Source organism: Pseudomonas sp. Pme6b (assembly GCF_058129925.1).
In genome coordinates, this window is record NZ_CM176704.1 from 4,772,969 (window position 1) to 4,785,939 (window position 12,971).

Sequence of the window (12,971 nt, forward strand, 5' to 3'; positions counted from 1 at the left end):
AGACGACGCTGGTTCATATGTCCACCCCATCGAGGTAAAACATCATGAGCATCGGTATCACCCCCACACCCTACCAACCCACGTCAGCCGCGCTGGACTTCTCGGCGCTGAGTGAAAAAAGCCCGCAGACAAACACCTTCCACGATGAGAACGCCCCACAGGCCGTAGACGCTGGTGCCATGCTGTTCAACAGCGCCGCACCGAAAAACGTCAGTTTCGGGCAACCTGACAACAGCGTGCAGAGCCCGCAGGATGCCAACAACACAGCAAACCCCGAGTCCAACCTCATCAAGCTGTTCAGTGCATTGATTGTTTCACTGCTGCAGATGCTCATGAACCTTAATAAAAAACAGGACACAGATCAGGACTCGAGCGAGTGGCAGGACCCTTTTCAGAACAATGGCGGGCTCGGTACGCCTTCAACCGATAGCGGGGACAGCGGTGACGGCAGTACGCTAGCCGCAACGGGCGATGGCGGTGGCGATACGCCGACTGCAACAGGCGGTGACGGCGGCGATAGCCCTGCACCCACTGCAACAGGTGGCAACACGCCTTCTGTCGAAGGCAGCAGCGAGAACGATGGTGGCGTAACACCGCAAATCACACCGCAACTGGCCAACCCCAACCATACCTCAGGCACGGGTCCGGTTTCGGATACAGCGGGCGCCAACGACCAGGCAGGCAAGGTCATTGTGGTGAAAGACACCATCAAAGTCGCTGCCAACACAGTCTATGACGCACACGGCGCAACCTTCACCGCCGACAAGTCGATGGGTAACGGAGACCAGAGCGAAAACCAGAAGCCTTTGTTCGAACTGGCAGAAGGCGCCACCTTGAAAAACGCTAACCTGGGTGAGAACGAAGTGGATGGCATACACGTGAAAGCCAAGGACGCCCAGCAAGTCACCATCGATAACGTGCACGCCGAAAACGTCGGGGAGGACATGATCACCGTCAAGGGCGAGGGAGGCGCAAAGGTGACCAATCTGCAAATCAAAAACAGCAGTGCTGAAAACGCAGACGATAAGGTTGTCCAACTTAACGCGAACACTCATTTGAACATCACTGGTTTCGAAGCCAACAATTTCGGAACGCTGGTTCGCACCAATGGTGAAAAGCAGTTTGATGACATGAATATCAAGCTGGACGGTGTAGACGCTAATCACGGCAAGTTCGCACTGGTAAAAAGCGACAGCGAAGACCTGCAGCTGGAGACCAGCAACATCGCCATGACCGATGTCAAACATGCCTATGATAAAACCAAGGCCTCGACCCAACACACAGAGCTTTGAATCCCAACCGGACAGCTGGAAAAAAGGGGTGGCCTCACTCGTTGAGCCCACCCCTTTTTACCGTCTAATTGCAACTTACAGTTTGCTTACGACCGCCCAGGCTGAAACGGTGTTTCACTTGGAGAAGCCGCAATACCACCCTCTTCGATATCCGCTTCACGAGCGGGACGATGACGCAGGTTATTGACCGTGTTGCGCAAGCTGGCACCGGTATTGACGAGCGCTTCCCCGCCTTTGTCTTTGACGGTTTTCGCCAGTTTTACGGTCTGGTCGGCGACATAACCTGTCGTACTGGACGCAGTCGACTTCACCGTGTCCTGTATGAACGACTCGGCTTTTTTAACCGCAGGGTCAGTCGCCAGTGCAGCGGTGGTCCAGCCTGCGAAAACGCCTGCCGAACCCGCCAGGTTGGTCAACTGACTGACCGCAGCACTGGTCGCCGGATGGGTAATGTTTTTCGTCGCCATCTCCTGCAACTTGCCTCCCCCTGCGAAACCGCCCGCCAAGGCAACACCGTTTTGTACCAGACCGGTTGCCGAGACCAGACTTCTCACCGCCTTGAGCCCGTCAGTCGCGATGTCCAGTGGCAGGCCGGCCATCCGCTTGCCAGCGTTAAGCGCCGCACCTGAGTAGCTGGCCGACTTGATCGCGTTGTAAGCATCGAGCCAGTCGGTTTCTTCATTCAGGTCAGCCTTGGGCTCTTTATCCTTCAGGCCGAGCACGAATGCACCACCACGCAGGTGATCGCGCGACTGCACACTGAGCATGCGGTTGCCAAAGCCTGCGTTGGCAGCCAGACCACCCGCCGCCGACACGCTGATGTCAACAGCACTCTGGACTGCTGGTCTGGACGCCAGTGCCGGCGCCAATACCGTGCGTACTGCGTTGCGCGCCGAGTACGTTTGCACCGCAATCCCCATGTCCACAACCTGCCTGCCAAGCCCTGGCGAGTGGCGTTTCACGGAAGTAGCCATCGCATCATGGATGCCTGTCCGGCGAGGTGCTCAGATAATGCAGATCACCCGTCGCGCGATCCATCATCTTGGTGCCCACCTGGTCCATCGCTCCCGACAGCGCCCCGGAAATAAACGGGGTTAGCGGCTTGAGTGGAGCAGGTAGCCAATCGCCCTTGTTAATCGCCGGTTGCATGTACTGAAGCACCGAAGCCGCGGCAAATGGCGTGGCCCGTAACGCGCTTGATGCCGTAGTCGCCAATCGGTCGAACTTTTCCGCCTTGGCAAATGTTTCTCCGATGCTTGCACGGGTTTCGCCCTGCTCGCTCAAACGCCTGGCGCGCGCATCGATCAGCGCATCGATCTGCTCGTTATGAGCATGAATGGCAGCGTGGTCCTCCAATGAGTCGGTCAACGGCAATTTGTGTGCAGCGAACACATGATCCTTCAGGTAATCAGTAATCGCATGCAGATTGTCCTGCGCACCGGAGCTGACGGACCGCACAGAACTGGAAGCAAGAGGCGCGTCAGACGCGATTCGAAAGCTCTCCATCTCGATACCGGGCGGTTGTGGGGCGGATCGGTTGATGTGCATGGAAATTCCCTCTCGGTCTACGGAGTTTGAACAGCAAAACGCTGAGGCGGGCTTGTCCGGAACGAGTAGTTGCGCGAAAGCAATGCAGCGAAGTGTCGATCAAACAACGCCAGAAACAGCGAAACGTCCGGCTACCCGCCAATTGAACAGGATCGACAAAGGCTGTGTGGTCCCGGATCCGTTGACGGTTCCAGTGCATGACCTGTGCATGCCGAACTCAAAGGCTCCAGCCGAAACAGCACAGCAAACCGTGTTGAAGATTACGCACCTGGAAATTAAGCGGGCTTTAAGGCAAGCGGCGTAAGTTCGCGGCATAGCGTGTTCAATGAACATGCACAGCCTTTTTCCAACCCAGCAAGGGAGTGCCGTAATGACGGGTCTTTTCGAAAAAAAATGGCGGTGCATCAGCAGAACAGTGACCTATGTTGGCTGGTCGCTGTTCTGGCTTCTGCTCTGGGACCTGGCTGTGACGATGGATGTCATGCTGATCGAAGGCAAGGGCATCGATTTCCCGCTGATGCCTCTCACGCTGCTTTGCTCGGCATTGATCGTGCTGATCAGCTTTCGCAACACAAGTGCCTACAACCGCTGGTGGGAAGCGCGTACGTTGTGGGGCGCGATGGTCAATAGCTCACGCAGCTTTGGCCGCCAGGTGATTACACTGATTGAAGGTAATACCGATGATCGCAACAACTCGGTGAAAGAAGTGCTGTTTCATCGCCACGTGGCCTACCTGCGGGCACTGCGGGCCCATCTCAAAGGCGATGTCGGCACCGCAAAACTCGACGGACTGTTGTCGGACGCCGAAATTCGTCGGGCCTCTGATAGCAATAACTTTCCCAATGACATTCTGAACGGCTCGGCAGCCATCATCTCCGAAGAGTTTGCAGCGGGACGCATCGACAGCATTCGTCTGGCACGACTGGAGTCGACCATGGTCGAACTGTCCAACTGCCAGGGCGGCATGGAACGCATCGCCAACACACCTCTGCCCTACCCGTACGTCTATTTTCCGAAGCTGTTCAGCACCTTGTTCTGCGTCATCATGCCACTGAGCATGGTAACCACCCTGGGCTGGTTCACCCCGGCGATATCCACAGTAGTCGGCTGCCTCCTACTGGCAATGGACCGTATCGGCACCGACCTGCAAGCGCCCTTCGGCAGCAGTCAGCACCAGATTCGCATGGAAGACTTGTGCAACACCATCGAAAAAAACCTGCGTTCGATGTTTAGTGCGCCGGAAAAGCAGCTGCTGTGGACAGGCTCGCAAAGCGAGGACGGTGATGCTTGGAAAGCGCATCGGCTGGCCGTTTGAGGGGCGGATATAAGCGCTAGCGGCCAACCCTGCAAATTTTCACAGCCCAAGGAGGTTTAGAGGCGTAGCGTCGATGATCATCCCGTCGGCAGGTGCGAGGCCGTAGCCTGGGATGAGCGGCACATCATTGACTGCCAAAGCCGAGCTGACAGGAACGACGGCCTTCACCCCGTACTCTGGCGAAGGTCAGGGTGCCAAGCCATAAGCTTCTGACGCGGGGCCGCCGCCCTTGCCGTGAAGCGGGGCAAGGCATGCTGCAAGTTCGCTTTTGCGAAACGGCTTTGTGAGCCGCGGAAGATCCGGATCAAGGCCCTCACGTTCGGCATACCCGGAGACCAGAAGGACCGCGGTTCCAGGCCTTGAGGAGCGGACCACCCGGGCCAGATCGGTCCCGTTGATACCCGGCATGAGGTGGTCAGTGATCAGCAGATCAAATGCCTGCCCGTTGGCTATCAGTTGCATGGCCTCTTCACCTGACCCGGCCTCGATCACGCGGTAACCCAGCTCGGCCAGCATGTAACAGGTGCTTGCCCGTACCAGTTCCTCATCGTCGACCAGCAGCGCGATCCCGCGCGTCAATTGCGGCTCTGACGCCTCGACAATGTGCAAAGCCGCTGCTGGCACGGTCATGCTGCGCGGCAACCACAGCTCCACTTTCGTCCCGAAACCTGGCGAACTCTGAATCGTGAGAGCACCGTTCAATTGTGATGCCAGCCCATGCACCATCGAAAGACCCAGACCAGTCCCTTTGCCGACACCCTTTGTGGAGAAGAATGGCTCCACCGCTCGGCCAAGCGTGGCAGCGTCCATGCCAGTGCCCGTATCTGCGACGGTTAAACAGAGGTATTCGCCTTTCGGCAGCTTCGAACGATGCCCATCGCCTACCAGCACCGTACCGGCAGATATGCACAGGGTGCCGCCCCCGATCATCGCGTCACGCGCGTTCACAGAAAGGTTGAGAACAGCCATCTCCAGCTGGTTTTGATCGGCAATGGCAGCGGGCAGATTCTCTGGAGCGTCGACGACCACTTTGATTTTCGGCCCGGCCGTTCTGGCCACCAGATCGCCCATATCGCTCAGCAATTTGGCCACATCGACCGGAACCGTCTGCAACGGCTGACGGCGCGCGAAGGCTAGCAGTCTCTGTACCAGCGTCTTGGCACGCTCCGCCGATTGCATTGCGCCCGAGATGAGACGTTGCTCTCGATCGCCACCCACGCCACGTCGCAGAAGCAGATCGAGCGTGCCCACAATGGGCGTGAGCAGGTTATTGAAGTCATGCGCAACGCCGCCGGTAAGCTGCCCCATTGCTTCCATCTTCTGGCTCTGGCGCAGCGTCTGCTGGACCTCCTCGCGCTCGGCGATGGCCTGGACAATTCGCCTTTCAAGGGTGTCGTTAAGCTCCCTCAACTCCTCCTCGGCAGCCTTGCGAGCAGTGATTTCGATTGCGGTGCCGGTGACGCGCAAACAGACACCGGCTGCATTGAACACCCCGCGCCCCTTTGCCGCGATCCAGCGAACGATGCCGTCCTCTCGGCCAACCGTGCGGTAGTCGACCTCGTAGAGCGCGCGACGCTCTGGATCTGCGGCCGCCAGGAAGGCGTCGATCGTCGCATCACGATCCTCGGGGTGCAAACCATCATAGAAATCTTGCAACGTGACCTTCACGTTAGCCGAGATGCCGAACATCGCCTTGGTTTGTGAAGGCCAAACCAGCGTGTCATGAACCAGATCCACGTCCCAGAAACCCACATCGGCGTGGTCGACGGCAAGACGCAATCTCGACTCGCTGATACGGATCGCGGAATCCGTTCGTGCACGGTGAACAATCAGTCCGACCGTATGAGCCACGAAGTTGATGATCTCAATATCCGCTGGCAATGGCTCACGCAGCTCACGGTGGTACAGGACGAACGCACCGAGCAGTGCGCCCTGCGCCGAACGGATAGGAACCGACCAGCAGACGAGCAGCCCATGTCCGACGGCCAGATCGCGGAACTCGCTCCAGCGTGGGTCGATCATGATGTCGGCCACTGCCATTAATGCGCTCTGGTAGCCCTGGAACGGGGCGACAGCAATGGCATTGAGAGCGTCAGTGTAAGCGTCAGGCAGACTCGGGCCGGCACAATGCTCCACGTGATACATGTCTTCATCCAGGAGCACGATGCTCCCCACGAATCCCGACGTTGACAGCGCTTCCACTTCGCGGACGATTGCATCCAGGGTAACGTTCAGGGTTGTTACTTCTACAGCCAGCTCCAGGATTCGATTCTGAGTGGTCCTTAGTGCCGCCCCGCGATTGCGTGCCTGGGTCAGGCGCGCATTCTCGATTGCGATGGTTGCCAGTCGCGCCAGACTTTCCAACAGTTTGATCGTATCGGGATCATGATCGCGAACATCGGACCAGTAAGCGCCAAGCGCCGAGAACGGAACAGGTCTACCGATGGGCACCATCACGAGGCTTCGGACAAAGGTCGGCGCGTAAGCGTCCTGCGGGATGCGTGGATCGAGCCAAACGTCACGGATCGCAACCGTCTCACCATGGCGCATCGTCCAACCAGATACACAATGGTCAATCAGGAAGCTCTGTCCTTGCCAAAGGGGAGAGACCGCATCTTCGGCTACATAAGAACAGCGGCCTTCATTTTCTATGACGACCGCAATGCCCTCCGCGCCTACCGCAGCGCGCGCCGTGTCCCTCAACACAGCGACGACCTCCTCCACCGAGGCCGCACAGGTCAGTCTCTCGCTGGCACTCAGCACATGAGACAGGCGGTCATCACCGATCAGATCCTTGGGGACATTAAGCAAACGGATCTCCCAACGGCCGCAGAATCCTGTTCCGCGGCGTGGTTCAAATTGAAGGAGGAAAAGAGTTACTGAAGCGCGACTCTCTTTTCGTATTTGTCGAATTTCAGTCTCTCAGAAAAACGATTATCAAGCATCACCGCTGCGGTATTTTGCGACCGGTAGCACTTAGCCATGATTTTTTTCCCCGCGAAGGGCAGCTTTGGGCCGGCTGTGTTGAAAAAACTGGTTTTCTCAAACGGGCTGATCATTGGTAGACGACTTATTCAACAGAATCGGTAAAAAACTGTCTTTCGCAGGCGCGATCTTAATGTCCCTAGTTTAGCTGTCGTTCAGGACTGCCGGAGTAGCAGCCGTCCCAGCCAACAGACCACCCTCAATGTTGAACTCACTGCCCGTGATGTAGGTGGCGTCATCCGACGCGAGCAGCAAGGCCAGAGCGGCCACTTCTTCAGGCATTCCGAATCGCCTGAGCGGAGTGTCTTGAACCAGCGCAGCCATTCGTTCCTCACGACCGGCATCGCTACCTAACATGGGTTCCCACATGGGGGTGAGGATGGCCGCTGGATGAATCGAGTTGCCTGCAACCGCATTACCAAGGTCGTCGTTAATATCAGTGACGTAAACGAAGCAGCCTTGTTGCACAAAGAGTTTTGCAATGGCGGCACCGATGCCTTGAGCCGCGCCGGTAACGACTGCGGTCCTGGAAACCAGTTTATTTTCCATAAATGATGACATCTCCATGGTGAGGCTTATTCAGACCGCATGAGAATGAAGCCATGCCCTATGCCATGCTCACGCTTGGCAAAGAGGCTAAAACATAAGCGGGGCGGCTCAAAACACAAACCCCTGCCCTAACTCATGCTCCATCCATTCAAGAAATCTTCTGACTCTGGGGAAGCCGGAATGGGCCCTGGGAAAGACCAGATGATGCGCTGCAACCGGTGCAGTCAATTCTTGAGGCGCAACTTCGATCAGTTCGCCAGTGCCCAGATACTTTTGCGCCAGCAAGGTGCTTTCCAGCGCAAAACCCAAGCCGTGACTGGCGGCTTCCAGCGTCATGTACGAACGGTCGAAACTCAGCGCATAAGGCTTTTCCGGGCGAGCCAGTCCATGCCGGGCAAACCATTCGGGCCATTTGAGCAACGTGGCTTCGGAGAGAATCAATTCGCGGTCGAGCAAGTCCGCTGCGCTGTGCACCGGGCGACGCGCCAGCAGTTGCGGAGACGCCAGCACAGCGAATTTCTCGTCACGCAGGGTGCGCACTTCGTAGCTCGGCCAGTTTGGTCTGCCATGACGGATATCGACATCGATCTTGTCCCGGCTGAAATGCAGCGACTCATAAGAGCACGACAGGTTGATCTGGATATCCGGGTGGCTTACCCGAAACGCCTCCAGCCTCGGCATTAGCCAGAGCAGCCCGAAACTGGGCGCGGAATGCAGGCGCAAGCAATCGAGACTGACATCGCTTGCCGCACGTTCGGTCGCGACGGCAAGGCTGTGCAACACCCCCGAGACATCTTTCAGATACTGCTCGCCGACCGGCGTGAGCGTGACACCACGCGCGGCCCGGACGAACAATTGCCGTCCGATCAAAGCCTCCAGTCTGGCCAGTTGGTGACTGACTGCCGAGGGTGTCAGGTCCAGGACCTCGGCTGCTCTGGCCAGATTGCCGAAGCGGGCAGTCTGTTCGAAGGCCTGAAGCGCTTTCAGCGGTGGCAGGCTCAGAGGTGCATCGTCATCAGGCTGCATGAACACTCCGATGTGTCCGATTATTCGAGTTTCATGCATTCAACCACTGGTATTGCGGATTGACGAGAGGTGAATTTTTTTCAGCACCCAGTGATTTTTGCGGCATTGCTCAGAACCGGCACCGGGAACACTCTGAAGTCATCGATCACCCGAATCGAACCCAACAACAATAATCAGAGGTATCCCTCATGCTTCTTCAAGGCAAAATCGCAGTCATCACCGGCGCGGCGTCGGAGCGCGGTATCGGTCGCGCAACCGCGGTCACGTTCGCCCGCCATGGCGCACGCGTGGTCATTATCGATCTGGACGAATCCGCTGCACACGATGCCGCTGCCGCGTTGGGTGAAGGCCACTTGGGCGTGGCAGCCAACGTCGCCGATGAAAAACAGGTTCACGAAGCCGTCAGCAAAATCATCGCGCACTACGGTCGTATTGACATTCTGGTGAATAACGCGGGTATCACACAGCCCATCAAGACTCTGGACATCCGCCCTGGCGATTACGACAAGGTGCTCGACGTCAGCCTGCGCGGCACTCTGCTCATGTCGCAAGCGGTGATCCCGACCATGCGCGCCCAATCCTCGGGCAGCATCGTCTGCATGTCTTCGGTTTCCGCCCAGCGTGGCGGAGGCATTTTCGGTGGCCCTCACTACAGTGCAGCGAAAGCCGGCGTGCTGGGGCTGGGCAAGGCGATGGCACGTGAATTCGGGCCTGATCAGGTGCGTGTCAATTCCATCGCCCCCGGCCTGATTCATACCGATATCACCGGCGGTCTGATGCAGGATGAGCGACGCCACGCGATCATCGACGGCATTCCGCTGGGCCGCCTGGGCGCAGCGCAGGACGTGGCCAATGCCGCGCTGTTTCTGGCCAGCGACCTGTCGTCCTATCTCACCGGTATCACGCTGGATGTGAACGGCGGCATGCTGATTCACTGACCGCGTGTGGACGGGCTGGCAAACAGCCCGTGTTTGTTCTGGATCGACGATACGCCGGGCGAATGCCTGGCGGTCTATAAAAACAAGAGATCAGACCATCATGATAACCACCATGACCCTCGACGCGGTGTCGACCACGCGCGCCAATGCCTACCGCAAGACCGCCTGGCGACTGATGCCGTTCCTGATGCTGTGCTACCTGTGCGCGTACCTGGACCGTGTCAATGTCGGCTTCGCCAAGCTGCAGATGATGAACGACCTGTCGTTCAGCGAGACCGTCTACGGCCTCGGTGCCGGCATGTTCTTCATCGGCTATTTCCTCTGCGAAGTGCCCAGCAACCTGATCCTTCATCGCGTCGGGGCAAGACGCTGGATCGCCCGCATCATGATCTCCTGGGGCATCATTTCCGCCCTCTTCGCCTTTGTCGAAACCGCCTGGCAGTTCTATGCCCTGCGCTTTCTGCTCGGCGTGGCGGAAGCCGGTCTGGCACCGGGCCTGCTGCTGTACCTGACGTACTGGTTCCCCTCTTATCGCCGCGCGCGCATGACCGTGCTCTGGTTCATCGCCATCCCGCTGTCCGGCATGATCGGCGGTCCGCTGTCGGGCTACATCATGACCCGCTTCGCAGGCGTTCATGGCTGGGCCGGCTGGCAATGGATGTTCGTCCTTGAAGCGATCCCGACGGTGATCGTCGGCTTGTTGGTACTGAGCTATCTGAAGGATGGCGTGCATCAGGCGACATGGCTGTCTGCTGAAGAAAAGGAATTGGTCAACAAGGAACTGCAAGAGGACAACAGCCAGAAAGTGGTACACGCGTCGGTAGGCGCCTTCATTCGCGACAAGCGTCTGTGGCTGCTGGCATGCATCTACTTCTGCGTGGTGATGGGCCAGTACGCGATCACCTTCTGGTTGCCGACGCTGATTCGCAATGCAGGCGTTTCCGACCCGCTGCATATCGGCCTGATGACCAGCCTTCCCTACCTGTGCGCAATCGTCGTGATGCTGTTGATGGGGCGCAGCGGCGACAAGCATCGAGAACGCCGCTGGCACCTGGTCGGGCCGATGATCGCAGGCGCGCTCGGGCTGAGCCTGGCAGCGCTGTTCGGCGGCAATCTGCTGCTGTCGGTGCTCAGCCTGTGCCTCGCCGCAGCAGGCATTCTCTCGGCATCGTCGCTGTTCTGGATGCTGCCTACCACCCTGCTGGGCGGGGTATCGGCGGCCGCCGGGATCGCCGGAATCAACAGTTTCGCCAATCTCGCGGGCTTCTGTTCGCCCTACCTGATCGGCTGGATCACCACCACGACCGGCTCAAGCGCCATTGGCATGTACCTGATTACTGGCGTGCTGTTCATCGGCGCCTATCTGGTGCTGCGCATCCCTGCCGCCTCGGTCAATCGTTGAGTCAACGGAGTAATCACCATGACAGCCACTACTTTATCTGCGCCTTCAACCTCGCTGGCGCAGCGTGCCCATAACATTCGCCGGCACGCATTACGCATGGGCCAGGTTCAGGGCCAGGGTTATGTCGGACAGGCACTGGGCGCTGCGGACCTGCTCGCCGTGTCCTATTTTCACGCGCTGAACTATCGGCCTGAAGACCCTGAATGGGAGCAGCGCGACCGCTTTTATCTGTCGATCGGCCACTATGCCATTGCGCTGTACGCGGCATTGATAGAGGCGGAAATCGTCCCGCTCGATGAACTGGAAACCTACGGCTCGGATGACAGCCGTTTGCCCATGTCCGGGATGGCGACTTACACCCCCGGAATGGAAATAACCGGCGGTTCGCTAGGTCATGGTCTGGGCATTGCGGTAGGTGCCTGCCTGGGGCTGAAGCGCAAGGCCTCAAGATCTTTCGTTTACAACCTGCTGTCGGACGGCGAGCTGAACGAAGGCTCGACCTGGGAAGCGGCCATGTCCGCCTCGCACTGGAAACTCGACAACCTGATCGCGATCGTCGATGTGAATAACCAGCAGGCCGATGGCCACTCCAGTGAAGTGCTGGCTTTCGAACCTATCGTGGATCGCTGGCAGGCGTTTGGCTGGTTTACCCAGCGCGTCGACGGCAACGACTTGAACGCACTGGTCGCAGCCTTCGACGCGGCCCGCCAACACGTCGGCGCTCAGCCCAGGGTCATCATCTGCGACACGAAAATGGGCAAGGGCGTGGCGTTTCTGGAAACCCGTGAAAAGACCCACTTCATCCGCGTGGATGAGCACGAATGGGACGTCGCACTGAACAACCTCGACGAGGGGAAAACCGTATGAGCTCTGCCAATAACACCTCGGCTCCGTCCGTTGCCCCGAAGAAAAAACTCACTACCTCGGCGATGATCGCGTCCATCGCCTCCGAGGGTCAGGCCACCCGCCCGGCTCCGTTCGGTCATGCATTGGCGGCGCTCGCGGAGCAACGTCAGGATATCGTCGGGCTGTCGGCTGACCTGTCGAAATACACCGACCTGCATATCTTCGCCAAAGCGCACCCTGAACGTTTCTACCAAATGGGCATGGCCGAACAGTTGCTGATGAGCGCGGCTGCGGGCATGGCTCGGGAAGGCTTCGTACCGTTTGCGACCACTTATGCGGTGTTCGCCTCGCGTCGCGCCTACGACTTCATCTGCATGGCGATTGCCGAGGACAACCTCAACGTCAAAATCGTCTGCGGCCTGCCGGGCCTGACCACCGGCTACGGCCCCAGCCATCAGGCCACCGATGACCTGGCGATCTTTCGCGCCATGCCCAACCTGATGATCGTCGACCCCTGTGATGCACTGGAAATAGAACAGGCGGTCCCTGCGATCGCAGCGCATCAGGGCCCGGTGTACATGCGCCTGCTGCGCGGTAACGTGCCCTTGGTGCTGGACGAATACGGTTACACATTCGAGATCGGCAAAGCCAAGACCCTGCGCACCGGCAACGACGTGCTGATCATCTCCACCGGCCTGATGACCATGCGTGCCCTGGAAGCGGCCAAGGCACTCCAGGCCGACGGTGTCGATGTTGCGGTGCTGCACGTGCCGACCATCAAGCCGCTGGACGAGCAGACCATTCTGGCGGAAGCCAGAAAACCAGGCCGTCTGGTGGTGACCGCCGAAAACCACTCGATTATCGGCGGGCTGGGCGAAGCAGTGGCGACGGTGTTGCTGCGCAATGGCGTTACACCGACCTTCAGGCAGATCGCCCTGCCGGACGCTTTTCTCGACGCTGGAGCGCTGCCTACACTGCATGATCGTTATGGCATTTCCACGCCGGCAGTCTGCACGCAGATCAAAGCCTGGCTCTAGGCACTGAAGGTGCACAGGGCACTTTCCTACCTC

General features: G+C 58.4%; 9 protein-coding genes and 1 pseudogene. 6 read left to right on the top strand and 4 right to left on the bottom strand.

All coding sequences use genetic code 11. The features are described 5' to 3' along the window. Positions 1 to 44 precede the first annotated feature (44 nt). Positions 45 to 1,292, top strand: a complete 1,248-nt coding sequence (locus tag AC4ANE_RS21665) for a pectate lyase (RefSeq protein WP_002552393.1) — start codon at positions 45 to 47, stop codon at positions 1,290 to 1,292. A gap of 86 nt (positions 1,293 to 1,378) precedes the next feature. Here the strand turns inward: AC4ANE_RS21665 and AC4ANE_RS21670 are convergent. Next, positions 1,379 to 2,750 (bottom strand): annotated as a pseudogene (locus AC4ANE_RS21670) (type III effector). Between the two features lie 460 nt (positions 2,751 to 3,210). On the opposite strand from AC4ANE_RS21670, the gene AC4ANE_RS21675 reads away from it, so the two are divergent. Next, the gene (locus tag AC4ANE_RS21675; RefSeq protein ID WP_002552392.1) at positions 3,211 to 4,155 is read left to right on the top strand and encodes a bestrophin family protein; all 945 of its coding nucleotides are present in this window, start codon (positions 3,211 to 3,213) and stop codon (positions 4,153 to 4,155) included. Positions 4,156 to 4,341: 186 nt separating this feature from the next. Here the strand turns inward: AC4ANE_RS21675 and AC4ANE_RS21680 are convergent, their stop codons facing one another. The 3 genes from AC4ANE_RS21680 to AC4ANE_RS21690 form a co-directional block, all read right to left on the bottom strand. Next, complete coding sequence (locus AC4ANE_RS21680; RefSeq protein ID WP_002552391.1) at positions 4,342 to 6,861, bottom strand: GAF domain-containing hybrid sensor histidine kinase/response regulator; 2,520 nt, start codon at positions 6,859 to 6,861, stop codon at positions 4,342 to 4,344. Between the two features lie 423 nt (positions 6,862 to 7,284). After that, the gene (locus tag AC4ANE_RS21685) at positions 7,285 to 7,689 is read right to left on the bottom strand and encodes an SDR family oxidoreductase (protein ID WP_002552390.1); all 405 of its coding nucleotides are present in this window, start codon (positions 7,687 to 7,689) and stop codon (positions 7,285 to 7,287) included. 108 nt (positions 7,690 to 7,797) lie between these two features. Beyond that, positions 7,798 to 8,715 carry a LysR substrate-binding domain-containing protein gene (locus AC4ANE_RS21690; protein ID WP_002552389.1) on the bottom strand — a complete coding sequence of 306 codons (918 nt, stop codon included), beginning with the start codon at positions 8,713 to 8,715 and terminating at the stop codon, positions 7,798 to 7,800. A 188-nt stretch (positions 8,716 to 8,903) separates the two neighbouring features. Here AC4ANE_RS21690 and AC4ANE_RS21695 point away from each other — a divergent pair, with 188 nt between their 5' ends. The 4 genes from AC4ANE_RS21695 (at position 8,904) to AC4ANE_RS21710 (ending at position 12,938) form a co-directional block, all read left to right on the top strand. Then, entirely contained in the window at positions 8,904 to 9,653 is a 750-nt protein-coding gene (locus tag AC4ANE_RS21695) for an SDR family NAD(P)-dependent oxidoreductase (RefSeq protein ID WP_002552388.1), read from the top strand. A 100-nt stretch (positions 9,654 to 9,753) separates the two neighbouring features. Further along, a complete protein-coding gene (locus tag AC4ANE_RS21700) occupies positions 9,754 to 11,055 on the top strand; it encodes an MFS transporter (protein ID WP_044323372.1) in 1,302 nt (433 codons plus the stop codon). 18 nt (positions 11,056 to 11,073) lie between these two features. Continuing rightward, positions 11,074 to 11,922 (top strand): transketolase, encoded by an 849-nt coding sequence (locus tag AC4ANE_RS21705; protein WP_005743283.1) that lies wholly within the window; start codon positions 11,074 to 11,076, stop codon positions 11,920 to 11,922. Further along, a complete protein-coding gene (locus AC4ANE_RS21710; RefSeq protein WP_011167980.1) occupies positions 11,919 to 12,938 on the top strand; it encodes a transketolase family protein in 1,020 nt (339 codons plus the stop codon). The genes AC4ANE_RS21705 and AC4ANE_RS21710 overlap by 4 nt, the downstream gene beginning before the upstream one ends. The last annotated feature ends 33 nt before the right edge of the window (positions 12,939 to 12,971 follow it).

Bases quoted from the DNA above. Each gene is read 5' to 3' on its own strand.
- AC4ANE_RS21665 (WP_002552393.1), top strand. From the start codon at position 45: ATGAGCATCGGTATCACCCCCACACCCTACCAACCCACGTCAGCCGCG.
- AC4ANE_RS21675 (WP_002552392.1), top strand. From the start codon at position 3,211: ATGACGGGTCTTTTCGAAAAAAAATGGCGGTGCATCAGCAGAACAGTG.
- AC4ANE_RS21685 (WP_002552390.1), bottom strand. From the start codon at position 7,689: ATGGAAAATAAACTGGTTTCCAGGACCGCAGTCGTTACCGGCGCGGCT.
- AC4ANE_RS21690 (WP_002552389.1), bottom strand. From the start codon at position 8,715: ATGCAGCCTGATGACGATGCACCTCTGAGCCTGCCACCGCTGAAAGCG.
- AC4ANE_RS21695 (WP_002552388.1), top strand. From the start codon at position 8,904: ATGCTTCTTCAAGGCAAAATCGCAGTCATCACCGGCGCGGCGTCGGAG.
- AC4ANE_RS21700 (WP_044323372.1), top strand. From the start codon at position 9,754: ATGATAACCACCATGACCCTCGACGCGGTGTCGACCACGCGCGCCAAT.
- AC4ANE_RS21705 (WP_005743283.1), top strand. From the start codon at position 11,074: ATGACAGCCACTACTTTATCTGCGCCTTCAACCTCGCTGGCGCAGCGT.
- AC4ANE_RS21710 (WP_011167980.1), top strand. From the start codon at position 11,919: ATGAGCTCTGCCAATAACACCTCGGCTCCGTCCGTTGCCCCGAAGAAA.